The organism is Paraburkholderia sp. BR10937, assembly GCF_040965695.1.
Taxonomy (GTDB): domain Bacteria; phylum Pseudomonadota; class Gammaproteobacteria; order Burkholderiales; family Burkholderiaceae; genus Paraburkholderia.
In genome coordinates, this window is the sequence record NZ_JBFRCL010000045.1 from 21,395 (window position 1) to 47,744 (window position 26,350).

Annotated in this window: 21 protein-coding genes; 12 read left to right on the plus strand and 9 right to left on the minus strand. The window is 66.3% G+C overall.

From position 1 onward, the window contains the following. Positions 1-13: 13 nt before the first annotated feature. Positions 14-832, minus strand: a complete 819-nt coding sequence (locus AB4Y44_RS30025) for a 5'-methylthioadenosine/adenosylhomocysteine nucleosidase (RefSeq protein WP_342924572.1) — start codon at positions 830-832, stop codon at positions 14-16. A 43-nt stretch (positions 833-875) separates the two neighbouring features. Next, entirely contained in the window at positions 876-3,254 is a 2,379-nt protein-coding gene (locus AB4Y44_RS30030) for a UvrD-helicase domain-containing protein (RefSeq protein WP_342924573.1), read from the minus strand. Positions 3,255-3,551: 297 nt separating this feature from the next. On the opposite strand from AB4Y44_RS30030, the gene AB4Y44_RS30035 reads away from it, so the two are divergent. Then, positions 3,552-6,419, plus strand: a complete 2,868-nt coding sequence (locus AB4Y44_RS30035) for a valine--tRNA ligase (RefSeq protein ID WP_368701609.1) — start codon at positions 3,552-3,554, stop codon at positions 6,417-6,419. Between the two features lie 79 nt (positions 6,420-6,498). After that, positions 6,499-7,380, plus strand: a complete 882-nt coding sequence (gene galU / locus AB4Y44_RS30040) for a UTP--glucose-1-phosphate uridylyltransferase GalU (RefSeq protein WP_028208043.1) — start codon at positions 6,499-6,501, stop codon at positions 7,378-7,380. 84 nt (positions 7,381-7,464) lie between these two features. Here galU and AB4Y44_RS30045 read toward each other — a convergent pair whose 3' ends face one another. From AB4Y44_RS30045 to AB4Y44_RS30060, 4 genes are all read right to left on the minus strand, one after another. Then, complete coding sequence (locus AB4Y44_RS30045) at positions 7,465-7,692, minus strand: sulfurtransferase TusA family protein (RefSeq protein WP_028208042.1); 228 nt, start codon at positions 7,690-7,692, stop codon at positions 7,465-7,467. 118 nt (positions 7,693-7,810) lie between these two features. After that, the gene (locus AB4Y44_RS30050; RefSeq protein ID WP_368701610.1) at positions 7,811-8,866 is read right to left on the minus strand and encodes a Gfo/Idh/MocA family oxidoreductase; all 1,056 of its coding nucleotides are present in this window, start codon (positions 8,864-8,866) and stop codon (positions 7,811-7,813) included. Between the two features lie 36 nt (positions 8,867-8,902). Continuing rightward, the gene (gene iolG, locus AB4Y44_RS30055; protein ID WP_342924576.1) at positions 8,903-9,925 is read right to left on the minus strand and encodes an inositol 2-dehydrogenase; all 1,023 of its coding nucleotides are present in this window, start codon (positions 9,923-9,925) and stop codon (positions 8,903-8,905) included. Next, positions 9,918-10,808 carry a MurR/RpiR family transcriptional regulator gene (locus tag AB4Y44_RS30060; RefSeq protein WP_342924577.1) on the minus strand — a complete coding sequence of 297 codons (891 nt, stop codon included), beginning with the start codon at positions 10,806-10,808 and terminating at the stop codon, positions 9,918-9,920. Before AB4Y44_RS30060 ends, iolG begins: the two co-directional genes overlap by 8 nt. Before the next feature lie 275 nt (positions 10,809-11,083). On the opposite strand from AB4Y44_RS30060, the gene AB4Y44_RS30065 reads away from it, so the two are divergent. The 7 genes from AB4Y44_RS30065 (at position 11,084) to iolB (ending at position 20,140) form a co-directional block, all read left to right on the plus strand. Next, positions 11,084-12,145, plus strand: a complete 1,062-nt coding sequence (locus tag AB4Y44_RS30065; protein ID WP_342924578.1) for a sugar ABC transporter substrate-binding protein — start codon at positions 11,084-11,086, stop codon at positions 12,143-12,145. Positions 12,146-12,382: 237 nt separating this feature from the next. Beyond that, positions 12,383-13,546, plus strand: coding sequence for an ABC transporter permease (locus AB4Y44_RS30070; RefSeq protein WP_342924579.1), 1,164 nt, complete (start codon positions 12,383-12,385; stop codon positions 13,544-13,546). 13 nt (positions 13,547-13,559) lie between these two features. Continuing rightward, entirely contained in the window at positions 13,560-14,369 is an 810-nt protein-coding gene (locus AB4Y44_RS30075) for an ATP-binding cassette domain-containing protein (protein ID WP_368701611.1), read from the plus strand. Positions 14,370-14,406: 37 nt separating this feature from the next. Then, a complete protein-coding gene (gene iolC / locus AB4Y44_RS30080; protein ID WP_368701612.1) occupies positions 14,407-16,422 on the plus strand; it encodes a 5-dehydro-2-deoxygluconokinase in 2,016 nt (671 codons plus the stop codon). Then, positions 16,419-18,392 carry a 3D-(3,5/4)-trihydroxycyclohexane-1,2-dione acylhydrolase (decyclizing) gene (iolD, locus tag AB4Y44_RS30085; protein ID WP_368701613.1) on the plus strand — a complete coding sequence of 658 codons (1,974 nt, stop codon included), beginning with the start codon at positions 16,419-16,421 and terminating at the stop codon, positions 18,390-18,392. Before iolC ends, iolD begins: the two co-directional genes overlap by 4 nt. Before the next feature lie 33 nt (positions 18,393-18,425). Continuing rightward, the gene (gene iolE, locus AB4Y44_RS30090) at positions 18,426-19,340 is read left to right on the plus strand and encodes a myo-inosose-2 dehydratase (protein WP_368701614.1); all 915 of its coding nucleotides are present in this window, start codon (positions 18,426-18,428) and stop codon (positions 19,338-19,340) included. Continuing rightward, complete coding sequence (gene iolB, locus AB4Y44_RS30095; RefSeq protein ID WP_342924584.1) at positions 19,337-20,140, plus strand: 5-deoxy-glucuronate isomerase; 804 nt, start codon at positions 19,337-19,339, stop codon at positions 20,138-20,140. Before iolE ends, iolB begins: the two co-directional genes overlap by 4 nt. Before the next feature lie 79 nt (positions 20,141-20,219). Here iolB and AB4Y44_RS30100 read toward each other — a convergent pair whose 3' ends face one another. Next, a complete protein-coding gene (locus tag AB4Y44_RS30100; RefSeq protein WP_368701615.1) occupies positions 20,220-21,902 on the minus strand; it encodes a methyl-accepting chemotaxis protein in 1,683 nt (560 codons plus the stop codon). Between the two features lie 417 nt (positions 21,903-22,319). Here AB4Y44_RS30100 and AB4Y44_RS30105 point away from each other — a divergent pair, with 417 nt between their 5' ends. The 3 genes from AB4Y44_RS30105 (at position 22,320) to AB4Y44_RS30115 (ending at position 25,195) form a co-directional block, all read left to right on the plus strand. Continuing rightward, positions 22,320-23,582 carry an MFS transporter gene (locus tag AB4Y44_RS30105; protein ID WP_342924586.1) on the plus strand — a complete coding sequence of 421 codons (1,263 nt, stop codon included), beginning with the start codon at positions 22,320-22,322 and terminating at the stop codon, positions 23,580-23,582. 209 nt (positions 23,583-23,791) lie between these two features. Then, positions 23,792-24,277 (plus strand): adenosine-specific kinase, encoded by a 486-nt coding sequence (locus tag AB4Y44_RS30110; RefSeq protein ID WP_342924587.1) that lies wholly within the window; start codon positions 23,792-23,794, stop codon positions 24,275-24,277. A 6-nt stretch (positions 24,278-24,283) separates the two neighbouring features. Beyond that, positions 24,284-25,195, plus strand: coding sequence for a DUF4922 domain-containing protein (locus tag AB4Y44_RS30115; protein ID WP_368701616.1), 912 nt, complete (start codon positions 24,284-24,286; stop codon positions 25,193-25,195). A 41-nt stretch (positions 25,196-25,236) separates the two neighbouring features. On the opposite strand, the gene AB4Y44_RS30120 is transcribed toward AB4Y44_RS30115, so the two are convergent. Further along, positions 25,237-25,677 carry an acyl-CoA thioesterase gene (locus AB4Y44_RS30120; RefSeq protein ID WP_368701617.1) on the minus strand — a complete coding sequence of 147 codons (441 nt, stop codon included), beginning with the start codon at positions 25,675-25,677 and terminating at the stop codon, positions 25,237-25,239. A gap of 52 nt (positions 25,678-25,729) precedes the next feature. Further along, positions 25,730-26,260 carry an NUDIX domain-containing protein gene (locus tag AB4Y44_RS30125; RefSeq protein ID WP_368686311.1) on the minus strand — a complete coding sequence of 177 codons (531 nt, stop codon included), beginning with the start codon at positions 26,258-26,260 and terminating at the stop codon, positions 25,730-25,732. Positions 26,261-26,350 lie beyond the last annotated feature (90 nt).

Below are 26,350 nucleotides of genomic sequence, written 5' to 3' on the forward strand. Positions count from 1 at the left end.
GGCCTGCGCCCGCTCAGCGCGCGAGCGGGCGATACGCGGCCAGAAAGCGCTTGAGGATGCCGGTCGAGTACGTGCCCGCGATATCGGTGAGGAAGCTCGAGAACGAGGTGCTCGCGTGCTCGTCGGCGGTATCGGAGATCGTACGCACGATCGCGCACGGCACGTCGTACTCGTGGCAGACCTGGGCGATCGCGGCACCTTCCATCTCGACGGCGAGCGCGTCGGGCAGCAGCGCGCGCAGCGCGCCCACGGCCGCCGCGCTCGCCACGAACTGGTCGCCGCTGATCACGAGCCCGCGATGCACCTGCGGCAGCGCGGTCTCGAGGCGCGGCAGCGCGGCCTTGAAGCGCGCGGTCAACTCCGGCCCCTCCTCCGCGATGAAACGCTCGCACGCGGCGGCGAGCGCCTGCGCCAGCGCATGATCGGCATCGAAGCGCGAGCGCGCGAGCAGCGGAATCTCGTGGCGCGGGAACAGCGGCTCGGCGTTCATGTCGTGCTGGAGCAGCGTTTCGCCCACCACCACGTCGCCCACGTGGACGCCCGAGCCCACGCCGCCGGCGACGCCCGTGAAGACGATCGCTTCCACATCGAACGCATGGATCAGCGCGCTCGCGGTGGCGGCGGCCGCCACCTTGCCGACGCGCGCGAGCGTCACCACGCACGGCGCGCCGTGCACGGTGCCGAGGTGATAGTCACGCCGGCCGAACGTGCGCGTCACGACACCCGATTCGGCCTGCATGGCCGCGATCAGATCGCCGAGTTCCTGGGGCAGCGCGGCGAGCACGCCGAGCGGACGGGCGGCACTGCCGCTCGCTTGGGTCGAGAGGTTCATCTTCGAATGATTTCCGTCTGGGTCGTTTGAGGCTGACGCGCGCTCACTCCACCGGCTGCAGCTTGGCCACCGCCAGCGCGAGCCATTTCTCGCCGTGCCGCTTGAAGCGCACCTGCGCCTTGGCGTCGGTGCCGCTGCCTTCGAGCGCCGTGATCGTGCCTTCGCCGAACTTCGTGTGGAACACGCCCTGGCCCACCCGGAAGCCCGTCTCGGCGGCGCGCTGCTCGTTGGCGAATGCGGGCGCCGGGCTCTTGTCCGCGATATAGGCGTCGCGCTCGCGGCGGCCGCCTTCGCTGCCGCCACTGCCGCCGCCCGGACGCGCGAACCAGTCGCGGCCCCAGCCGGCGTTGTCGGAACGCCCGCCCCAGCGCGCGCCCGCCTCGACCTTGGGCGTGAGCCACTTGAGCGATTCCTGCGGCAGCTCGTCGAAAAAGCGCGAGCGCACGTTGTAGCGCGTCTGGCCGTGCAGCAAGCGGCTCTGCGCGAACGAGATATAGAGCCGCTCCTTCGCACGCGTGATCGCCACGTACATCAGGCGGCGCTCTTCTTCGAGGCCGTCAGCTTCCATCGCGCTGTTCTCGTGCGGGAACAAGCCCTCTTCGAGACCGGTGATGAAGACCGCCGTGAATTCGAGGCCCTTCGCCGCGTGCACCGTCATCAACTGCACGGCGTCCTGGCCTGCCTGCGCCTGGTTGTCGCCGGCTTCGAGCGACGCGTGCGAGAGGAAGCCCGCGAGCGGCGTCATGACGTCGGGGTTCTGCGCGGGGTCGGTGATCGTGGGCGCGTCGAGCACTTCGATCTCGCCGTCCTGCGAGACGATCTCGGGCACCGCGCTCGCACCCGGGCGCAGCGGGATCGAGCGCGCGGGCGTGTCGAGACCATAACCCTCTTCGCTCACGAACGCCGTGGCCGCGGTCACGAGTTCCTGCAAGTTCTCGAGGCGATCCTGGCCTTCACGCTCGTTCTGGTAGAACTCGGCGAGACCGCTCATGCGCACCGTGTACTCGACCGTTTCCGGCAGGCTCATCTGCGCGGTCTCGGCGCGCATCTTCGCGACCAGACTGGCGAACGAACCGAGGCTCGTGCCCGCCTTGCCCGTGACGTACGGAATGGCCGCGGCCATCGAGCAGTTGTAGAGGCGCGCGGCATCCGCCAGCTGCTCGATCGAGCGCGCGCCAATGCCGCGCGTGGGGAAATTCACGACACGCGCGAACGCCGTGTCGTCGTTCGGATTGTCGATGAGACGCAGATACGCGAGCGCATGCTTCACTTCCTGTCGCTCGAAGAAGCGCAAGCCGCCGTACACCTTGTACGGCACGCCCGCGTTCACGAGCGTGTGCTCGATCGTGCGCGACTGCGCGTTGCTGCGATAGAGGATGGCGATCTCGTTACGCGCCAGTCCCTGGTTGATCAGCGCGCGAATTTCCTCGACGATCCAGCCCGCTTCCTGCGAGTCGGTGGCCGCTTCGTACACGCGCACCGGCTCGCCGTGGCCCGCATCGGTGCGCAGATTCTTGCCCAGACGCCGCGAGTTATGCGCGATCAGGTAGTTGGCCGCATCGAGAATATGGCCGTGCGAACGGTAGTTCTGCTCCAGCTTGATCATGTGCTTCACGCGGAACTCGTTCTCGAAGTCGCGCATGTTGCCGACGTTCGCGCCGCGGAACGCGTAGATCGACTGGTCGTCGTCGCCCACCGCGAAGATCGCGTTGCCCGGCCCCGCGAGCAGCTTGAGCCACGCGTACTGGAGCTTGTTGGTATCCTGGAACTCGTCCACCAGAATGTCGCGAAAGCGCCCCTGATAGTGCGCGCGCAGCGGCGGGTTGTATGCGAGCAGCTCGTAGCAACGCAGCAGCAGCTCCGCGAAATCGACCACGCCTTCGCGCTGGCACTGCTGGTCGTAGGCTTCGTAGAGTTCGACGAACTTGCGGTTGAAGTCGTCGCTCACGTCGACGTCCTTCGGACGCAGGCCCTGCTCCTTCGCGTTGTTGATGAAGTACTGCAGGTTCTTGGGCGGGTACTTCTCGTCGTCGACGTTCAGGCCCTTCATCAGACGCTTGATGGCCGAGAGCTGGTCTGCCGTGTCGAGAATCTGGAAGGTCTGCGGCAGGCCGGCGTCGCGGAAATGCGCGCGCAGCATGCGGTTGCACAGGCCGTGGAACGTGCCGATCCACATGCCGCGCGTGTCGATGGGCAGCAACGCCTGGAGGCGCCCCATCATTTCGCGCGCGGCCTTGTTCGTGAAGGTCACGGCCAGGATGGTCGAGGGCGAGGCCATGCCCTGCTGGATCAGCCACGCAATGCGCGTGATCAGCACGCGCGTCTTGCCGCTGCCGGCCCCGGCCAGGATGAGCGCCGGTTCGTTGGGCAACGTGACGGCGGCGAGTTGTTCGGGGTTCAGGTTCGCGAGCAGTTCGGGCATGGGCTGAAAAGGAGCGTGACCCCAGGGCGGGACCCCGGGGACGTGGCGCGCGGCACAGGCGCGCCGTCGTTGAATGGCAGACCGCCATTATAAGTGCGCACGCACGCGGCGGCTTGGGCGACCCGGGCGCGGCGCGGCTCGCGCGCGGAACGCCCGCACGACGGCCCGCACGACGGCCCGCACTACAGCGCGCACCATGGCCCGCCCAGCGCCCCAGCGCGGCTGGCGCGTCGGCTCCGGCAGGACTTCCCCTTATAATCGAACGTTTCCGCATCCTTTTTTCGGCAGATTCCACCCATGAGCGACAGCACGCTAGCGAAAAGCTTCGAGCCCCAGACGATCGAGGCCCACTGGGGCCCCGAATGGGAGCGTCGAGGCTACGCCGCCGCGACCTTCGAGCCCGGCCGCAACAATTTCTCGATCCAGTTGCCGCCGCCCAACGTCACCGGCACGCTGCACATGGGGCACGCGTTCAACCAGACGATCATGGACGGCCTCGCGCGCTACCACCGCATGCTCGGCGACAACACGCTTTGGGTGCCCGGCACGGACCACGCGGGCATCGCCACACAGATCGTGGTCGAGCGCCAGCTCGACGCGCAGAAGATCTCGCGCCACGACCTGGGCCGCGAAAAGTTCGTCGAGCGCGTGTGGGAATGGAAGCAGCAGTCGGGTTCGACCATCACGGGCCAGGTGCGGCGCCTGGGCGCCTCGATCGACTGGTCGCGCGAGTACTTCACGATGGACGACAAGATGTCGACCGCCGTGCGCGACGTGTTCGTGCGCCTCTATGAACAGGGCCTGATCTACCGCGGCAAGCGCCTCGTGAACTGGGACCCGGTGCTGGGCACCGCCGTGTCGGACCTCGAAGTCGTGAGCGAAGAGGAAAACGGCAACCTGTGGCACCTGCGCTATCCGCTCACGGACGGCTCGGGCCATCTCACGGTCGCGACCACGCGCCCGGAAACCATGCTCGGCGACACGGCCGTGATGGTGCACCCGGAAGACGAGCGCTACGCGCACCTGATCGGCAAGACCGTGAAGCTGCCGCTCGCGGACCGCGAGATCCCGATCATCGCCGACGAATACGTGGACCGCGCGTTCGGCACGGGCGTCGTGAAGGTCACGCCCGCGCACGACTTCAACGACTACCAGGTGGGCCTGCGCCATGGCCTGCCGATGATCGAGATCCTCACGCTCGACGCGAAGGTCAACGACAACGCGCCCGCCAAATACCGCGGCCTCGACCGCTTCGAGGCACGCAAGCAGGTCGTGGCCGACTTCGAGGCACTCGGTCTGCTCGACTCGGTCCAGCCGCACAAGCTCATGGTGCCGCGCGGCGACCGCACGGGCGTGGTGATCGAGCCGATGCTCACGGACCAGTGGTTCGTCGCGATGACGAAGCCCGCGCCCGAAGGCACCTTCAACCCCGGCAAGTCGATCACCGAAACCTCGCTCGACGTGGTGCGCAGCGGCCAGATCAAGTTCGTGCCGGAAAACTGGACCACGACCTACTACCAGTGGCTCGAGAACATCCAGGACTGGTGCATCTCGCGCCAGCTCTGGTGGGGCCACCAGATCCCGGCGTGGTACGGCGAGAACGGCGAGATCTTCGTCGCGAAGAGCGAGGAAGAAGCGCGCGCGCAGGCTGAAGCCAGGGGCTACACGGGCGCACTGAAGCGCGACGAAGACGTGCTCGACACGTGGTTCTCGTCGGCGCTCGTGCCGTTCTCGTCGCTCGGCTGGCCTGCGCAGACCCCTGAACTGAAGGCCTTCCTGCCCTCTTCCGTGCTGGTCACTGGCTTCGACATCATCTTCTTCTGGGTGGCGCGCATGGTCATGATGACCACGCACTTCACCGGCAAGGTGCCATTCGACACGGTGTACGTGCACGGTCTCGTGCGCGACGCCGAAGGCCAGAAGATGTCGAAGAGCAAGGGCAACACGCTCGACCCGATCGATATCGTCGATGGCATCGATCTCGAAGCGCTGGTCGCGAAGCGCACGACCGGCCTCATGAATCCCAAGCAGGCCGCGACCATCGAAAAGAAGACGCGCAAGGAGTTCCCGGAGGGCATTCCCGCGTTCGGCACCGACGCGCTGCGCTTCACGATGGCTTCCATGGCCACGCTCGGCCGCAACGTGAACTTCGACCTCGCGCGCTGCGAAGGCTACCGCAACTTCTGCAACAAGCTCTGGAACGCCACGCGCTTCGTGCTGATGAACTGCGAAGGCCACGACTGCGGTTTCAGCAAGCCGGGCGCATGCCAGCCGGGCGATTGCGGCCCCGGCGGCTACACGGACTTCTCGCAGGCCGACCGCTGGATCGTCTCGCTCCTGCAGCGCGTGGAAGCCGAAGTCGCGAAGGGCTTCGCGGACTATCGCTTCGACAACGTGGCCAACGCCATATACAAGTTCGTCTGGGACGAATACTGTGACTGGTATCTGGAACTGGCGAAGGTGCAGATCCAGACGGGTACGCCCGAGCAGCAGCGCGCCACGCGCCGCACGCTGCTGCGCGTGCTGGAAACGGTGCTGCGCCTCGCGCACCCGGTGATTCCGTTCATCACCGAAGCGCTGTGGCAGAAGGTGGCGCCGCTCACCGACGCGTACCCCGAGGGTGCCGCCGAAGGCGCAGCATCGATCATGGTGCAGCGTTACCCGGTCGCGGAAGCCAAAAAGATCGACGAAGCCGCGGAACAGTGGGCCGCCGACCTGAAGGCCGTGATCGACGCGTGCCGCAACCTGCGTGGCGAAATGGGCCTGTCGCCCGCCACCAAGGTGCCGCTGCTCGCCACGGGCAACGCCGAACGCCTCGCAACGTTCGCGCCCTATGCGCAGGCGCTTGCAAAGCTTTCGGAGGTCCAGATCATCGCCGACGAAGCGGCGCTCGATGCGGCATCGGCAGGCGCGCCAGTTGCTATCGTAGGGACGGACAAGCTCGTGCTGAAAGTGGAGATCGACGTCGCCGCCGAACGCGAACGCCTGTCGAAGGAAATCGCCCGCCTCGGCAATGAGGTAACGAAGTGCAAGGCGAAGCTCGGAAACGAGAGTTTCGTAGCAAAAGCACCGCCCGCAGTCGTTGAGCAGGAGCAGAAAAGACTGGCAGAATACCAGGCAACGCTGGACAAGCTGACCGCGCAACTCACGCGGTTGCCGGCCTGAGCGCCATACCGGCCAAGGGCTGTAACGCGTGACGCCGCACCCGCGGCGTCACACGAGCACCAGGACAGGGACAAAAGACATGCTGAAAGTGACAAAAGCGGTATTCCCGGTAGCGGGCCTCGGCACGCGCTTCCTTCCGGCCACGAAAGCCAGCCCGAAGGAAATGCTGCCCGTGGTCGACAAGCCGCTCATCCAGTACGCGGTCGAAGAAGCCGTGGCTGCGGGCATCACTGAGATGATCTTCGTGACCGGGCGCAGCAAGCGCGCGATCGAGGACCATTTCGACAAGTCGTATGAAATCGAGGCCGAACTCGAAGCGCGCGGCAAAGCCAAGCTGCTCGAACTGGTGCGCAACATCAAGCCGAACAACGTCGACTGCTTCTACGTGCGTCAGCCCGAGGCGCTCGGCCTTGGCCACGCCGTGCTGTGCGCGGAAAAGCTCGTGGGCGACAACCCGTTCGCCGTGATTCTCGCGGACGACCTGCTCTACGGCACGCCGCCCGTCATGCAGCAGATGGTCGAGGTGTTCGACCACTACCATAGCTCGGTGCTCGGCGTGGAAGAGATCCCGCCCTCGGAAACGCGCTCGTACGGCATTGTCGACGGCAAGGAGTGGGAAGACTCGATCGTCAAGCTCTCGGGCATCGTCGAGAAGCCGGCGCCGGAAGTCGCACCGTCGAACCTCGGCGTGGTCGGCCGCTACGTGCTCAAGCCGCGCATTTTCGAGCATCTGAAGTCGATCAAGCCGGGTGCGGGCGGCGAGCTGCAGCTCACCGACGCGATCCAGTCGCTGCTCGCCGACGAACAGGTGCTCGCCTACAAGTACCACGGCACGCGCTTCGACTGCGGCAGCAAACTCGGCTACCTGAAGGCGACGGTGGAGTTCGCGCTGCGTCACCCGGAAGTCGGCGCGGATTTCGACGAATATCTGCGTACGCGCAAGCCGGTGCTGGAAGGCTAAGGCGCCCCCGATTAGGGCCCCCGCCCCGCGCAAATGAAAATGGCCCGCATTCTCACGCGGGCCATTTTTTATCTGCCGATGCGTTTAGCGCCGGCGCATCAGGAACACGAACGTCTTGTCCTGCTGCGAGCTTTCCACGATCTCGTTGCCGGTTTGCTTCGCGAAAGCGGCGAAATCGCGCTGCGAGCCGGGATCGGTCGCGAGGACCTTGAGGATCTGGCCGCTTTCCATGTCGGCGAGCGCCTTCTTGGCGCGCAGGATCGGCAGCGGGCAGTTCAGCCCGCGCGCATCCACTTCCTTGTGAACCTGAATCTGCATCGGGGTTGGATCCTTCGGTGGCGCACCGTCACGGCGTGAGACGGCGCTGGCAATAGCGTCAATTTTACCGCAGCCACGCCGGCCGCCGCTTGCGTCCCGATCACGGCACGGCTTACAGCGTGACCGCCGCCCCCGTATGCAGCGATTCGCGCAGCGCCTGGCCGATGCGCGTGGCCTCCAGGGCGTCTTCGAGCGTCGCGCCGAGGCTCCCCTTCTGCGCTCCCCCCGCCTTGCGCGTCGCGACTTCCGCGACGAACGCCTGCGCTTCGATCAGGAACGCCTCTTCGAAGCGGTCGAAGAACGTGGGCGTGCAAACGCTACGCACGCCGGTCGAATCGTAGACCTCGACGCGATTCGCGCGCGGGATGTGGCCGATCGCCAGCGCGCCCGCCGTGCCGATCACCTCGCTCGACGTGTCGTTGCCGTGCGCCATCGTGCGCGAGGCGTAAAACATCGCGAGACGCCCGCCCTCGAACTCGCAGATCGCCACGCCGTTGTCCACGTCGCCCGATTCGCGCAGGCCTTCGTGCAGCGCGATCGCGCCCGCGGCGTACACCCGCATGGCGCGCGGCTGGCCGAGCAGCCAGCGCGCGACGTCGATGTCGTGGACCGTGCAGTCGAGAAAAATGCCGCCCGAAGTCGGCGCAAAGCGCACGAAAAAGCCCTCGGGATCGTTGAGATCGCAGGTCTGCGAGCGCACCAGAAACGGCTTGCCGATCGTGCCTGCCTGCACTCTTGCGTAGGCATCCTGATAACTCGGATCGAAGCGGCGCATGAAGCCGATGGTGACCTGCCGGTCGGCATGGCGACGCGACACATCGACCACCCGCTCGCATTCGGCCACGTCGAGCGAGAGCGGCTTCTCGCAGAATACGTGCTTGCCCGCCTCGAGCGCCTGCACGATCTGCTCGGCGTGCAATGCCGAAGGCGTAACGAGCCACACCGCATCGACCGATTGATCGGCCAGCAGGTCGGCGTACTCGCCATACAGCCGCGCGGCGGGCAGCGCCTCGCGCGCCCACGCGAGATCCGCGTCGAGCGGACTGCACGCGGCCGCGAGCGTTGCACCCGGCACGCGATACGCCAGGTTCTGCGCATGCCGCCGCCCCAACCTCCCCAGTCCCGCCACGCCCACGCGCAACGGCTGGGCACGATCGATTGCCTGCATCCTTGCTCTCCTCGCTTGATCCTCGCTTGATTCGTTTCAGTCGCCCAGCGTCACCACGCGGCCCTCGCGCCACGACAGCGAAGCGGCTTCGGCCAGCTGCAGTGCCTTCAGGCCGTCCGCGACCGAGGTGCGCACCGGCACGCCCTGCGTCACCGCTTCGTGAAAGTGCGCCATTTCGCGCGCGTAGGCCGCGCGATAGCGCTCGAGGAAGAACGCCTCCGGCACGTCCTGCGCGACAGCAGTCTTCGACCACGCCACCACTTCGGTCGGCTTCATGTTGCCCGCCTGCAGCATGCCCTCGCTGCCGAGCACCTCGAAGCGCTGGTCGTAGCCATAGGCCGCGCGCCGCGCCGTGTTGATCTGGCAGAGACGCCCGCGTTTCGTGCGGATCGTCACGGCCGTCGAATCGATGTCGCCCGCGTCGGCAATCGCCGGGTCGGACAGGCAGCTGCCCGTGGCGTGCACGCTCAGCGCTTCGTCGTCGAGAATCCAGCGGAAGATGTCGAAGTCGTGGATCAGCATGTCCTTGAAGATGCCGCCCGAGTGCTTGATGTACTCCACCGGCGGCGCGCCCGGATCGCGGCTCGTGACGATCAGCATTTCCGGCGTGCCGATCTCGCCTGCGTCGACGCGCGTCTTGAGCGCAGCGAAGGTGGGATCGTAGCGCCGCTGGAAGCCGATCATGGCCACGACGCCCGCGCGCAGCACGGCTTCAGCACAGGCGCGTGCGCGCTCGATGGTCAGATCGACGGGCTTTTCGCAGAAGATATGCTTGCCCGCCGCGGCCGACTTGAGGATCAGTTCGGCGTGCGTATCGGTGCTCGAGCAGATCACCGTGGCGCCGATCGAAGCGTCGCCGAACGCGGCGTCGACGTCCACGACCTGCGCGCCGTGCTGTGCGGCGAGCGCGGCGGCGGCTTCGCGATTGACATCGATCACGTACTTCAGACGCACGCCCGGCTGGCGCGCGAGATTGCCCGCATGAATGCGGCCAATGCGCCCCGCGCCGAATACCGCCACATCCAGCGTTTGCGCTGCGCCGCTTGCTGCACTAGTCATCGTATCCTCCGGTGTCGGTCGATTCTTCCACGTTGAGTTCGAGCCGGTACGCAAGCGCAATGAAGAGCGCCTGGCACAGGCAGAAGGTGCTGGTGAGCGAGCGGAACGCGAACGCGCTCCCCTCCTTCACATAGAGCTGCGCGTTCGCGTGGCGCGCGAGCGGCGAGAGCTGGCTGTCGGTGATGACGAGCGTTTTGGCGTGATGCTGCTGCGCCACACGCAGGCAGTACTGCGTCTCTTTGCCATAGGGCGCGAAGCTGATGGCGATCACCACGTCGCCCTTCTTCACGCCGCGAATCTGCTCGTGATACATGCCGCCGAGCCCCGAGACGAGATGCACGCGTTTGCGCGTGTGCTGCAGGGCATAGACGATGTAGCTCGCCACCGGAAACGAGCGGCGCACGCCGATCACGTAGATGTTGTCCGCCTGCTCGAGCATCTTCACGGCCTCGTCGAACTGCGCGCCGTCGAGGCCGGCTTCGAGTTCGTCGAGCCCGCTGCGGCACGCGCCGATGAACTCGCGCGCCACGGCGCCGCCCATGTCCGGGCTCGCCTCGCCCTCCTTGGCGTCGATCAGCTGGCGAATGCGCTGCTGATAGCTCGTGGCCGAGGCGCCCTGCCCCGCATAGGCCTGGCGGAACACGGCCTGCAGGTCGGAGAAGCCCGAGAAACCGAAGCGCTGCGCAAAGCGCACCACTGCCGAAGGATGCACGCCACAGCTCGCGGCAATGTCACTCGTGCGGTCCATCATCACGCTCGCGCGGTGCTGCTCGATGTAGGTCGCGATGCTTTTCAGCTGACGCGGCAGCGCCTCGTAATCGTGCGCGATGCGCTGCATCAATTCGTCTACGCCCGCTACGGCGTCGGTTGTGTCATCCGCCATGATGGTTTTCCCCGGCTGGTTGCCGCACTGCCGCAAAGCCTTACCAGGCCTTGATTCCACGGCATGCCGACGGAGCCGATTATAGGCAGCGTGTCACACGAATGGAACAGATTTTCCATTTTTATTTGCAATGAAATTTTCGTTGCAAGTCGCGAGGCGATGTCCTACTCTTGTCGATGAGCGCGGCAGCTGATGCAGGTAACAAGCGGCATGTCAAAAGCGCGGCTGCGGCATTCACCCCAAGAACGAACGACAGACCGAGAAAGGTGGAGACAATGACTCAACGCAAGGGCAAGACCATGCTCCGGAGGTTGGCCGCAGTGCTCGCGCTGGCAGCGGGCCTGACAGGTGCGAGCGTGCTCAGCGCGCAAACGGCGCAAGCTGCCGACGCGCATTTCGTGCTGATCAGCCACGCGCCCGATTCCGACTCGTGGTGGAACACGATCAAGAACGCGATCAAGCAGGCCGACGAAGACTGGAACGTCGAGACCGACTACCGCAATCCACCCAACGGCGATATCGCCGACATGTCGCGCCTGATCGAACAGGCCGCCGCGCGCAACTACGACGGCGTGATCGTCACCATCGCCGACTACGATGTGCTCAAGAGCGCCATCGGCAAGGTCACGCAGAAGAAGATCCCGCTCGTGACGATCAACTCGGGCACCGAGGAACAGAGCGAGAAGCTCGGCGCGATCATGCACGTGGGTCAGCCCGAATACGTGGCCGGTCACGCAGCCGGCGAAAAGGCCAAGGCCGCGGGCGTGAAGTCGTTCCTGTGCGTGAATCACTTCGCGACCAACGCCGTGTCGTTCGAACGCTGCCGCGGTTTTGCCGATGCGCTCGGCGTGGACTACAAGAGCTCGACGATCGACTCCGGCCAGGATCCGACGGAAATCCAGTCGAAGGTGAGCGCGTATCTGCGCAACCATCCGAACACGGGCGCGATCCTCACGCTCGGCCCGGTGCCGGCGGCCGCTACGCTCAAGGCGATCGACCAGATGGGCCTCGCGGGCAAGATCTACTTCTGCACGTTCGACTTCTCGGATGACATTGCCAAGGCGATCCGCGCGGGCACCATCCAGTTCGCGATCGACCAGCAGCCGTACCTGCAGGGCTATATCCCCGTGGCCGTGCTCGCGATCGTGAAGAAGGAGCACACTACCGACCCGCAGAAGATCCGCCAGATCCTCGAAGCGAATCCGAAGTTCAAGCAGCGCCTCGAAACCTATGGCCTGCAGCCCTCGTACGGTCCGAAGAACATCCGCTCGGGTCCGGGCTTCATCACCAAGGACAATCTCGACAAGGTCGTGAAGTACGCAGGTCAGTACCGCTAAGCATTTTTCGTCAGCCACGCGCGGCGAAGGCTAGCATCTTCCGATGCCCATCGCCTCTCGCCAGCCTCGCCGCGCGCCATTCACCGTGTTGCTTCTACTGCAAGGCAGTCGCTTGCGGGGAATGCGCTCGGGTATTTGAGCCAAAGCAGACGTGAATGCGCCTGCCACGGCCGATCGCCTTGCATAGGACCAGCGTAAGGCGCTAAAGCACCAACTCTGGTCGATACAGGAGACATCATGGGTGTAGCCGGCAAACACTTCCCTTCGCACGCTCCGGAAGGCGGCGCGCAAGACGCGCCCACGCCGCAGCCAGGCGCCAGCGATGAACGCGTGCGCCGCGAATCGTGGTTCGGCCATCTGCTCGGCCGCCCCGAATTCGCCGCGATTTCCGGCACCGTGCTGGTCTTCGCCGTCTTCGCGATCGGCGCGGGCGGCTCGGGCATGTTCGACCTCGACGGCGTGATGAACTGGTCCCAGGTCGCCGCCTACCTCGGCATCCTGAGCGTCGGCGCGTGCCTCCTGATGATCGCCGGCGAGTTCGACCTCTCCATCGGCTCGATGATCGGCTTCGCCGGCATGATGGTGGCGATCCCCACGATGTATTTTCACTGGCCCATCGCGCTTTCCATTCTGTTCGCGTTCGTGGGCTGCACCGCGCTCGGCGCGCTCAACGGCTACCTCGTGATGCGCACGCGGCTGCCTTCGTTCATCGTCACGCTCGCGTTCCTCTTCATCCTGCGCGGCCTGACGCTTGCGCTCTCGATCATGTTCGCCGACCGCACGATCGTCTCGGGTGTGGGCGACGTGGCCAAAGCCGACTTCGTGACCAACCTGCTCTTTCACGGCACGGCGTTCAAGGGCCTGTTCGTGGCGCTCGCGCATATCGGCATCGGCAGGATGCTCGACAACGGCCAGCCGCTCGTACCGGGCGTGCCCAAGGTGATTCTCTGGTGGTTCGCGCTCGTCGCAATCGGCGCATTCGTGCTCGCCAAGACGCGCTACGGCAACTGGATTCTCGCCGTGGGCGGCGACGCCAACGCCGCGAAGAACGTGGGCGTGCCCGTGAAGCGCGTGAAGATTTCGCTCTTCATGCTCACCGCGTTCTGCTCGTGCCTGTTCGCCGTGCTGCAGGTGTGCGACATCGGTTCGGCGGCCGCCGACCGTGGGCTGCAGAAAGAATTCGAAGCGATCATCGCCGCGGTGATCGGCGGCACGCTGCTCACGGGCGGCTATGGCTCGGTGATCGGCGCGGCATTCGGCGCACTCATCTTCGGCGTCGTGCAGATCGGCATCACTTACACGAACATCGATTCGGACTGGTTCCGCGTGTTCCTCGGCGTGATGCTGCTCATTGCCGTGCTCTTCAATCACTATGTGCGCCGCCGCGTCGCGCAATCGTAAGCCGGAGGCTCAAATGTCCGATATTCAAACCACCGCAGACGGCGACACGATTCTCTCGCTCGAGAACGTCAGCAAGTATTTCGGCAAGGTCATCGCACTGAACGGCGTCACGCTGCGCCTGAAGCGCGGCGAGGTGCACTGCCTGCTCGGCGACAACGGCGCGGGCAAGTCCACGCTCATCAAGACGCTCGCCGGCGTGCACCAGCCGACCTCCGGCCAGTATTTCGTGGACGGCAAGCCCGTAACGTTCGACTCGCCGAAAGACGCACTCGATCTCGGCATCGCCACCGTCTATCAGGATCTCGCGCTCGTGCCGCTGCTCTCGGTCGCGCGCAACTTCTTCATGGGCCGCGAGCCGCAAAAGAAGCTGTTCGGCTTCATCAACGTGATGGATCTCGATGCGAGCGCGGCGATCGCGAAGGATCGCCTCGCCGGCATGGGCATCAACGTGCGCGACCCGCATCAGGCCATCGGCACGATGTCGGGCGGCGAGAAACAGTGCCTCGCGATCGCACGCGCCATTCACTTCGGCGCCCGCGTGCTGATTCTCGACGAGCCGACCGCCGCGCTCGGCGTGAAGCAGAGCTTCAACGTGCTCAAGCTGATTCACGCCGCGCGCGCCAAGGGCATTTCGGTGATCTTCATCACCCACAACGTGCACCACGCCTACCCCATCGGCGACTCGTTCACGCTGCTCAATCGCGGTCGCTCGCTCGGCACCTACACGAAGGACACGATCAGCAAGAACGAAGTGCTCGACATGATGGCGGGCGGCGCGGAGATGCAGAAGATGATCGCCGAACTCGACGGCGCGACTATCTGAGCACGAGCGCACGGCACAGCACTCAACAGGAATACACATGGCCCTGACTCATTCAACCCCGCCCCCTTCCACTCCAGGCCGCTTCGCCGCCGGCCGCAGCCGCGACATCGTCTGCCTCGGACGCCTGGGTGTCGATCTCTACGCCCAACAGGTGGGCGCGCGACTCGAAGACGTCTCCACCTTCGCGAAGTACCTGGGCGGCTCCTCGGCGAACATCGCCTTCGGCTGCGCGCGTCTTGGCCTGAAATCGGCCATGCTCACGCGCGTGGGCGACGACCATATGGGGCGCTTCCTCGTCGAAACGCTCACGAGGGAAGGCTGCGACACGAGCCATGTGCGCGTGGATCCCGAACGCCTCACGGCGCTCGTGCTGCTGGGCCTGAAAGACCGCGACACGTTCCCGCTCATTTTCTACCGCGAGAACTGTGCCGACATGGCCGTCGATCCGGGCGACTTCGACGAAGCCTTCATCGCCTCCGCGAAAGCGCTGCTCATCACCGGCACGCACTTCTCGACCGAGCAGGTAAACCGTACGAGCCTCACCGCGCTCGAGTACGCGCGCCGCAACAACGTGCGCACCGTGCTCGACATCGACTACCGTCCCGTGCTCTGGGGCCTCACGGGCAAGGCGGACGGCGAGACGCGCTTCGTCGCGAGCGAAGGCGTGAGCGCGCATTTGCAGCGTATCCTGCCGCATTTCGATCTCGTGATCGGCACCGAGGAGGAGTTCCGCATTGCAGGCGGCAAGGAATCGCTCGTCGATGCGCTCAAGCGCGTGCGCGAAGTCACGGGGGCGACGCTGCTCGTCAAGCGCGGGCCGCTCGGCTGCCAGATCGTAGAGGGCGCGGTGCCCGCCTCGATGGACGATTTGCCGATGCAGCGCGGCGTGGAAGTCGAAGTGCTCAACGTGCTCGGCGCCGGTGACGCTTTCGCCTCCGGTTTTCTTTCGGGCTGGCTGCGCGATGCCTCGCTCGAGGATTGCGCACGCTCGGCCAACGCGTGCGGCGCCCTCGTCGTCTCGCGGCATGGCTGCGCGCCCGCCATGCCGACGCCCGTAGAACTCGACTACTTCCTGCGCGAAGCGGCAGCCGACCCCGTGCGCATGCGCCGCCCCGACCGCGACGCGACGCTCGCGCGCCTGCATCGCGTCACGCCCGCGCGCAAGCGGCACGACGAAGTGCTCGGCTTCGCGTTCGATCATCGCAACCAGTTCTTCGACCTCGCGCAGCAGACCGGTGTCAGCGAAGCGCGCATTTCGTATCTGAAGAATCTCTTCGTCGAGGCCGTGGCGCAGACCGAGCGCACGCTCGGATTGCAGGGACGCATCGGTGTCCTGATCGATGACCGCTACGGCCAGGATGCACTCAATGCCGCGACCGGCCGCGGCTGGTGGATCGGTCGCCCGGTCGAGTTGCCGGGCTCCGTGCCGCTCGTGTTCGACCATGGCCGCTCGATCGGCACGACGCTCGCGTCCTGGCCCATCGACCACACAGTCAAGTGCCTCGTGCAGTTCCATCCCGACGAGCCCATCGAACAGCGTCTCGAACAGGAGGCGCAGCTGCGCGCGCTCTACGACGCCACCCAGGCGAGCGGCCACGAACTGCTGCTCGAAGTGATTCCGCCGAAGCTTAACGGCAAGCCGAATGCGCCCGATACGGTCTATCGCGCGCTCAAGCGGCTCTACAACATCGGCCTCTATCCGGAGTGGTGGAAGCTCGAACCGACGGGCGCCGCGCAATGGCGCGAGATCGACGCGCTGATCGCCGAGCGCGACCCGTATTGCCGCGGCGTCGTGCTGCTTGGGCTCTCCGCGCCGATCGAACAGCTCGTGGAGGGCTTCCGCGCGGCATCCGCCTCGAACACATGCCGGGGCTTCACAGTGGGCCGCTCGATCTTCTACGAACCGAGCCTCGCCTGGCTCTCGGGCGAAATCGGCGACGACGAAGTAATCTCCCGCGCGCGCCGCGCCTTCGAAACGCTGATCGGCGCGTGGCGCGCCGCGCGCACCGAGGTTCAAGGCGCGCACGACAATCATGAGGAGAAGGCGGCATGAATCAACGCATTGCTCCTGGCGACTACGCCTCGCAGGATAGCGCGCAGAACGCCGCGCCCGCTGCGCACGCAAGCACCGTGCGGCTCACGGCGGCGCAGGCGCTCGTGCGCTATCTCGCTGCGCAGCGCGTGGCGAGCGAGGACGGCTCGGGCCGCACCGAACCGCTATTCGGCGGCGTGTTCGCGATCTTCGGTCACGGCAACGTGGCCGGCATCGGCGAGGCGCTCTATCAGCATCGGCACGAACTGCCCACGCTGCGCGCGCACAACGAGCAGGCCATGGCGCACAGCGCGATCGCTTATGCCAAGGCGCACTTTCGCCGCCGCATGATGGCGGTGACGACCTCGATCGGACCGGGTGCGACGAATCTCGTCACGGCGGCCGCGCTGGCGCACGTGAACCGCTTGCCGGTGCTGCTGTTGCCCGGCGACATTTTCGTGTCGCGCGAACCCGATCCGGTGCTGCAGCAGATCGAGGACCTGCACGACGGCGGCCTCTCCGCGAACGACGCGCTGCGCCCAGTATCGCGCTACTTCGACCGCATCGTGCATCCCGCGCAACTGCTCACGGCGCTGCCGCGCGCGCTGCGCGTGCTCACCGACGCCGCGCTCTGCGGCCCGGTCACGCTCGCGCTGCCACAGGACGTGCAGGCCATGGCGTGGGACTACCCGGCGAGCTTCTTCACGCCACGCCTCGTGACATTCCACGCACCCGCGCCCATTCAGACCGAGATCGATGCGGCGCTGACGCTGTTGCATCGCGCGAAGCGCCCGCTCATCGTGGCGGGCGGCGGCGTGCTCTATTCGCGTGCCTCGCAGGCCTTGCAGACGCTCGCGGCCTCGCGCGGCATTCCCGTGGCCGAAACGCAGGCGGGCAAAGGCTCGCTCGCATGGGACGATCCGCTCAACGTCGGCGCGCTCGGCGTGACGGGCTCGCCCGCCGCCAACGAACTGGCGCGCGACGCCGACTGCGTGCTCGCCGTGGGCACGCGCTTGCAGGACTTCACGACCGGCTCGAACTCGCTCTTCGCGAACGCACACGTGCTCGGCGTGAACGCCAACGGCTTCGACGCACTCAAGCGCGACGGCCTCGCCGTGCAGGCAGACGCGCGCCAGGCACTCGCCGCGCTCAACGACGAGCTGATCAACTGGCGCGCCGATGCGAACTGGACCGCGCGCGCCCAGCGCCTCGCCAGCGACTGGCGCGCGAGCATCGAGCGCCTCACGCACACGCCGCAGGAACGCAACTGCCTGCCCTACGACGCCGATGTGATCGGCGCCGTGCAGCGCTCGTCGAATCGTTCGTACACCGAAGACATCGTCGTCTGCGCGGCCGGTACGCTGCCCGCCGAGCTGCACAAGCTCTGGCGCGCGGGCCAGCCCGGCGCCTATCACGTCGAATACGGCTATTCGTGCATGGGCTACGAGATCGCGGGCGGCCTGGGCGCGAAGCTTGCGCGCCCCGATCGCGAGGTCATCGTGATGGTGGGCGACGGCAGCTATCTGATGATGAACAGCGAGATCGCCACCTCCGTCATGCTGGGCGCGAAGCTCATCGTCGTCGTGCTCGACAACCGCGGTTATGGCTGCATCAACCGGTTGCAGCAGGCTTGCGGCGGAGCGCCGTTCAACAACCTGTTCGACGACTGCGCGCAAGGGCCGCTCGGCGCGCCGCGCATCGACTTCGCCTCGCATGCGCGCTCGCTCGGCGCGCAGGCCGAGCACGTGGCGAACGTCGCGGAACTCGAAGCGGCGCTGCAACGCGCGCGTGCTTCGTCGCGCACTTACGTGGTCTGCATCGACACGGACCCCGCGCGCACGACCGAGGAAGGCGGCTGGTGGTGGGAAGTCGCCGTGCCCGAAGTGTCCACGCGCCCTGCCGTGCGCGAGGCGCGCGAGCGCTATGAAGAACAGGTCGCGCAGCGCAGCGGACGCGCGCAAGCCAGCGAAGACGAATCCGGCAACGCATAACGCTTCTGACGACACAGACATCGAGGAGCGCACATGAGCGCATTTGAAGCACGCATCGGCATCAACCCGCTGTCGTGGATGAACGACGACCTGCCCTCGCTCGGCGGCGAGACGCCGCTATCGCAGGCGCTGACCGAGGGCCGCGAGATCGGCTACGAGGGCTTCGAGCTAGGCAACAAGTTTCCGCGCGAGCCGCAGGCGCTCAAGGCGCTCCTCGCGCAATACGATCTGTCGCTCGTCTCCGGCTGGTACTCGGGCATGCTCGCGCGGCGCAGCGTCGAGGAAGAGATCGCCGCGGTCGAGAAGCATCTGGACCTGCTCGCGCAGAACGGCGCAACGGTGATGGTCTATGGCGAAGTCGCCGATTCGATCCAGGGCGCGCCGCGACCGCTCTATCAGCGCCCGCGCTTTTTCAGCGACAAGCAGTGGGACGACTACGCCACGCGCGTGGACGCCTTCGCGCGCCATACGCTCTCGCGCGGCGTGCGGCTCGCATACCACCATCACATGGGCGCCTATGTCGAAACGCCCGCCGACGTCGACAAGCTGATGGCGCGCACGAGCGACGCCGTGGGCCTGCTGTTCGACGCGGGCCATATGACGTTTGCAGGCGGCGACCCGCTCGCCGCACTCGACAAACACATTGCGCGCGTGTGCCATGTGCACTGCAAGGACGTGCGCCCGGCCGTCATGAAGCTCGCCCGCAACCGCAACTGGAGCTTTCTCGACGCCGTGCTCGCCGGCGCGTTCACCGTGCCGGGCGACGGCGCCATCGATTTTCCCGCGATGATCGCGCGCCTGAAGCGTCACGGCTATCGCGGCTGGCTCGTCGTCGAAGCCGAGCAGGACCCCGTGATCGCACCGTCTTACGAATATGCGCAAAAGGGTTACCGTACGCTGCGCACGCTCGTCGATGCGCCGGACACCCCATCGAAGGAGGCAGCATGACTCTGCTGGTCAAGGCCGCGCGCGAAGGCCAGACGATCGCGCGCGTCACGCCCGACACCGCGGGCTGGCGCTATGTCGGCTTCGCCGCATACCGGCTCGAAGCCGATGAACTCGTCTATGTCAGCGAGCCCGATCGCGAGAGCTGCATCGTCGTGCTCTCGGGCGCGGTGGATATCGAGGCAGGCGGCGAGCGCTGGTCGAGCCTCGGTTCGCGCGACAGCGTCTTCGAAGACGCCGCGCCGTATGCCCTTTATGTGCCGCCCGGCGTGAAAGCGACGGTGCGCGCCAAACGCAATGCCGAAGTGGGCGTGGCGAGCGCACCCGCCAAAGGCACGCTGCCCGTTCGCCTCATCGAGCCCGCGCAGATGAAGCGCTCCACGCGCGGCAAGGGCGCGAATACGCGCTACGTCTGCGATATCCTGCCGCAAGACGCGCCAGCTGAATCGCTGCTCGTGGTCGAGGTGCGCACGCCTTCGGGGCATTCGTCGAGCTACCCGCCGCACAAGCACGACGCCGATCGCTTGCCACACGAAAGCGCGCTCGAAGAAACCTACTATCACCGGCTCAATCCGCAGCAGGGTTTCGCGTTCCAGCGCGTGTACACCGACGCGCGCGATCTGGACGAAACGATGGCCGTGGAAAATCACGATGTCGTGATGGTGCCGCGCGGCTACCACCCGGTCGTCGTCCCGTATGGCTACGACTCGTACTATCTAAACGTGATGGCCGGCCCCACGCGCGAATGGCACTTCCACAACGACCCGGCACACGAGTGGATCATCGAGCGCGACGCGAAATGACGCGACCATAAAAAAACGCCGCGTGGAACCACGCGGCGTTTTTCATCGTGCCCGCAACGAGCAACGAACGGCAAGGGCGTCAAGCCAGCCGGAATTTGCCGACCAGCCGCTTGAGCACCTTCGCCTGATCGTCGAGCGATTGCGCAGCCGCAGTCGCCTCTTCCACGAGCGCCGCGTTCTGCTGCGTGCCGGCGTCCATCTGCGTGACCGCGCGGCTGATCTCCTCGATGCCCGAGCGCTGCTCGCGCGAAGCCGCCGAAATTTCGCCGATGATGTCGTTCACGCGCCGCACGGCCTTCACGACTTCGTCCATCGTCGAACCCGCGTCCTGCGCCAGCGTCGAGCCATTGGACACGCGCTCGACCGATGCGCCGATCAGCGCCTTGATCTCCTTGGCCGCCGCCGCGCTGCGCTGCGCGAGGCTGCGCACCTCGCCCGCCACCACGGCGAAGCCGCGCCCATCCTCGCCCGCGCGCGCCGCTTCCACGGCGGCATTGAGCGCGAGGATGTTGGTCTGGAACGCAATGCCCTCGATCACGCCGATGATGTCCGCGATGCTCTTCGCGCTGTCGTTGATCTCCTGCATCGTCGCGACCACGCGCCCCACCACCGAGCCGCCCTTCTCCGCGATTGCCGAAGCGTTGCCCGCCAGCGTGCTGGCCTGTTCGGCGTTTTCGGCATTCAAGCGCACCGTGGACGTGAGCTGTTCCATGCTGCTCGCCGTGCGCTCGAGCGCCATGGCCTGCTCTTCGGTGCGGCGCGACAGATCGAGATTGCCGGTCGAGATTTCGCCCGAGGCGGAGGCGATCGCCTCGGCGCTCGCGGCGATTTCGGCCACCGTGGTCGAGAGACCCTTCTGCATGTCGCGCAGCGCGCCCAGCATGCTCGCCGCGTCGCGTGCGTGAACCGTGACGGGCTGTGCGAGATCGCCGGCCGCAATGCGGGCCGCGATGGCCTTGGCGTGCGCGGGCTCGCCGCCCAGTTGGCGCGCGATGCGGCGCACGACCCATTCGCTCACGAAGAACGCGAGCACGAACATGGCCACCGTCGCCACGGCCATCATCACGAACGACGACTTGAAGATGAACTCGGCCTTCGCGAGGGTCGCCTTCGCGGCCGTGCCGCGCTGCGCGACGAGATCGTTGACGAGCGTTTCGAGCTTGCCGGTCTCCACGAGCAGCGAGACGTCCTGGGTGCCCACCTGCCAGCTCATCTGCGAGAGATCGAGCGGCTGCTGCTTCACGAGCGTCACGAAGTCGCGCAGATGGCCGCTCCAAGCCGTGGTCGCATCGGCGAGCTTCTTTTGCAGGGCGAGCGCGTCGCCGCCCTGCTCCTGCGCGTATTGCTGCAGCTCGCTCATGCCGCGCTCCAGCGCGCCGAGATCCTTGTCGATGTCCTGACCCAGTTCGTCGCGCTCGCGCGCCGTGGTCGCGGTGAGCAGCATCTTCTGCGCGCGGCTCGCGCGCAGCACGTGGCCGCGCGCCTCCTCGGCGGCGCGGCTCGCGACGTAGCCCTGTTCGTAGATCGATTGCGTCGAGCCGTTTAGACGGCTGATTTGCGCGAGCGAAATGGCGCCGATGGCGAGCGTGCCGATCAGCACCAGCGCGAAGGCGAGGCGCAGTGTGGCCTTCACGGAAAGCCGCGAGCTGCGCGTTGCCGCACCGGCGCCCCCCGTTTTACGTTGCTGCGCGTTCGCCGCGCCGCCTGCCGGATCCTGCGGCACGAAGCCCGCGTGCCTGCCGCCTTGCGATACTGCTTTCATTTTGGTCTCCAGCATTGTTGTCAGGCTCAGCGCCATCGTTCCTGATTTGCGCTACGCCTCAACCCCGGTCTACGGCACACCGACGCGCATTCTTTAACGCCTTCGCGCGCGGGTGCGGCCCGTATTCCAGCCCCGTTTTGCGCTCCTCGTGGGCGCGCATATCGGCGGTTTATACACGGCCAAAATGAGATGCCAAAAATCCCGCATCAATTTTGAGTATTCGCTCCGGCCCCTTGCGGCATTGGGCCGCAGGGTGACGGCGCACCGCCCGTGTCCGATTCTCGACAAATCTTGTCCGTACAGTTCGAGCAAGACACATTACACTGCGCTCATAACTCTTATACATGTCCTTTCATGCCGTCGCCGCTGCCCGCCTGGCGTGGTGCCCGCTGAATACTCTCTGCTGCTACCGACAACATGGAAACCAGTCTCGACAAGCGCGCCCTGCCGGGCGCCGCCGCGGGTTCGTCCGCGGCCGCTTCCGCCCCCGCCGCGGGTGCGGTGCAACGCACCGTCTATTCGGTGCTGGGTGCGATCAGCTTCTCGCACCTGCTCAACGACATGATCCAGTCGCTGATCCTCGCCATCTACCCGATGCTCAAGGACAACTTCTCGCTGTCGTTCACGCAGATCGGTCTCATCACCCTCACCTACCAGATCACGGCGTCGATGCTGCAGCCACTGGTGGGCTTCTTCACCGACAAGCGGCCGCTGCCATACTCGCTGCCCGTCGGCATGGGCTTCACGCTGTGCGGCCTGCTGCTGATGTCGGTTGCGCCGACCTTCGGCGTGCTGCTCGTGGCGGCCGCCCTGGTGGGCTGCGGCTCGTCGGTGTTCCATCCCGAGTCTTCGCGCGTGGCGCGCATGGCGTCGGGCGGGCGTCACGGTCTCGCGCAATCGCTTTTCCAGGTGGGCGGCAACGCGGGCACGTCGCTCGGGCCGCTGCTCGCCGCCGCGATCGTCATTCCGCACGGCCAGCGCAGCATCGCGTGGTTCTCGGCGGCGGCGCTCGTCGGCATGGTCGTGCTCACGCAGATCGGCCGCTGGTACAAGGCCCATCCGGCGATGAAGAAAAAGCGCGCCGAGGTGGCGCAGGTCACGCTCTCGCGCAAGCGGGTAGCGATCGCCATGGGCGTGCTCGTGCTGCTCGTGTTCTCGAAGTACTTCTACCTCGCGAGCATCAACAGCTACTTCACGTTCTATCTGATCGACCGCTTCCACCTCTCCGTGCAGGCCGCGCAGATCCATCTGTTCGTGTTCCTCGCCGCCGTGGCCGCCGGCACCATCATCGGCGGCCCGGTGGGTGATCGCATCGGCCGCAAGTACGTGATCTGGGTCTCGATTCTCGGCGTGGCGCCGTTCACGCTGCTGCTGCCCTACGCCAACCTGTTCTGGACCGGCGTGCTCACGGTGATCATTGGCGTGGTGCTGGCTTCGGCGTTCTCCGCCATCCTCGTCTATGCGCAGGAGCTGATTCCGGGCAAGGTGGGCATGGTCGCGGGTCTCTTCTTCGGCTTCGCGTTCGGCCTCGGCGGCATCGGCGCAGCGGTGCTCGGCCAGCTGGCGGATGCGACCAGCATCGGCTTCGTCTACAAGGTCTGCTCGTTCCTGCCGCTCATCGGCATCCTCACCGTGCTGCTGCCCGACGTGGAAGGCAAGCGCGCGAAGAAGACCGCGTAAGCTAAGCGGCGCAGCGGCATCACTTTGCCGCTCGGTAAAACGGCCGGACGCCCCTCGGGGCTCCGGCCGTCGTTCGTTGTGCGCCTGCACACGCTTTGCCTCGCCGCGACTTCGTACTAGGCTTGTGGTTGGCCGCCGCCGCCCGCCAGCCAGCCCCTTCGGCCCGGCGAAAGGCGGCGCTTTCGAGACGCCCGCGCGCGAGGTTCGACATGCAACTGTCCACGGTAGAGATCGAAAAGCCCGAAGCCACTAATTTCATCCTTGGCCAGACCCACTTCATCAAGTCCGTCGAGGATCTGCACGAGGCGCTCTACGGCACGGTGCCGGGCATCCAGTTCGGCCTCGCGTTCTGCGAGGCGTCGGGCAAGCGGCTCGTGCGGCGCTCGGGCACCCAGGACGCGCTCATCGAGATGGCGACGCAAAACGCGTTGCGCATCGCGGCGGGTCACTGCTTCATCATCTTTCTCGGCGACGGCTTCTTCCCGATCAACGTGCTCAACACGATCAAGGCCGTGCCCGAGGTCTGCCGCATCTTCTGCGCCACCGCGAACCCCACGCAGGTGCTGATCGCGGAAACCGACCAGGGGCGCGGCATCGTCGGCGTGGTGGACGGCATGCCGCCGCTGGGCGTCGAGGCCGAAGACGACGTGCGCTGGCGCAAGGACCTGTTGCGCGCCATCGGCTACAAGGCCTGAGCGCCGATGACGACGCTGGGCGCGGCGATCGAGCGGCAGACGGCACACGCGCTCGCGTGCGGCGCGCTCCATCCCATCGAGACGGCGCATACCTTCATCGACGATGGCGGCATGCGCTTTTCCGTGCGCGTGGCCGAGAATCTCGCGCGCAAGGAGGCAGCGCGGCTCACGCCGCAGACTCCGACTGCGTCTGTTCCGCAGCCCCCGCGCGATCCATTCCTGCCTTACGAGCCCGATCTTTTCGTCGGCGACCTCTCGCCCACTCACGTTGCGCTGCTCAACAAGTTCAATGTGATCGACCGCCATCTGCTGATCGTGACGCGCCGCTACGAGCCGCAGGAGGCGCTGCTCGACGCGGCGGACTTCGCCGCACTGATCGCGGTGCTGCGCGAGATCGACGGACTCGGGTTCTACAACGGCGGCGCGGCCGCGGGCGCCAGCCAGCCGCACAAGCATTTGCAGATGGTGCCGCTGCCGCTCGCAGGCGATGCGCCTCATATGACGCCGCTCGAAGCGCTGCTCGGCGGCGCGCAGGCGGTCCACGGCGCGCGTCCCATCGCGATCGTGCCGGGGCTCGCGTTTCGCCATGCATTCGCGCGTCTCGATCTCGGCCCCGAGGCCGGCACAGCGGAAGATGCCGCGCATGTGGCACTTGGCTGCTATCGCGCGCTGCTGGACGCGGCGGGCGTGCCCGCTGTCGACGTGGGCGGCGTCGCGCATCAGGGCGCGCCCTACAACCTGCTCGTCACGCGCCAATGGATGCTGGTGGTGCCCCGCACGACGGAATGTGTCGAAGGGATTTCGGTCAACTCGCTCGGCTTTGCCGGCTCGTTCTTCGTGCGCAATGCGGCTCAGCTGCAGACGCTCGCGCAACTCGGCCCGATGACGGCGCTCGAACGCGTGAGCGTGGCGCGTTGAGGCGCTGAGGCGTCTTGCCGACCGCGTCTAGCCGACCCCGTCTAGCCGACGACGAGCGGCTCGAGCGCCGCGCACAGCGCGTCGGGTAACGCGCTCACGGGCCGGCGCGTCTCGCGATCGACGTAGACGTGCACGAAATGCCCCTGCGCCGCGGGCGCATCCTCGCCTTCGCGAAAGAGTCCGACCTCGTAGCGCACGCTCGACGACCCGAGACGTGCAACGCGCAGCCCCGCCTCCACGCGCTCCGGAAACACGAGCGGCGCGAAGTAGTTGCACTGCGTTTCGACGACGAGCCCGATGGTCGTGCCGTGCTCGATGTCGAGCGCGCCCGCGCGGATCAGATACTCGTTCACCACGGTGTCGAAGTAGCTGTAGTAGACGACGTTGTTCACGTGGCCGTAGACATCGTTGTCCATCCAGCGTGTGCCGATCGGCAGGAAATGACGATACCCGGAGCGGGCGACGGTGACGGGTCGGTTCATCGAGGAGATCCAGGGAAGGCGTGGCAGGAAAGCGTCGCGCGGCGCGCGGCCATCACTGGCCCGGACGCTCGACGAACTCGAACGGCAGGCCGCGCCGGCGCATCCATTCGCCGAGCGCCTGGCCCGTGCCCGCGCGCCACGGCCGCAGCTTCGCGGGCTCGACGAGGCGGTATTCGAGCAGTTCCGGCGAGAGCGCGATCGTGCCCGACGCCTTCACGTGATACGCGATGATGAGCTCGTTCTTGCGGATGAACTCGTACACGCCAATCAGTTCGACGCTCTCGGCGCGCAGCGCGGTTTCCTCGTGCACTTCGCGCGCGATGCCCTCCTCGGGCGTCTCGCCGTTTTCGAGAAAGCCGGTAATGAGCGCGAACATGCCTTCGGGCCAGGCCGCGTTACGGGCCAGCAAAATGCGGCCCTCGTACTCGACGATCGCCGCCACGACGGGCAGCGGATTGTTCCAGTGGACGTAGCCGCAGGCGTGGTCCGGGCAAGCGAGACGCACGCGGCCGCCTTCGTGGGCGGGATCGGCGCGCTCGGTCAGACGCGTGGCGCAGCGCGGGCAAAACTGGTATTCGCTCATGGGGGAAAAGGCAGGGTCGATGGCGCTGGGAACCAGCCGCGCGGCCCGGTGGACACGCTCGCGGCTCGCGCGAAAGCGTCCATTCTAGTG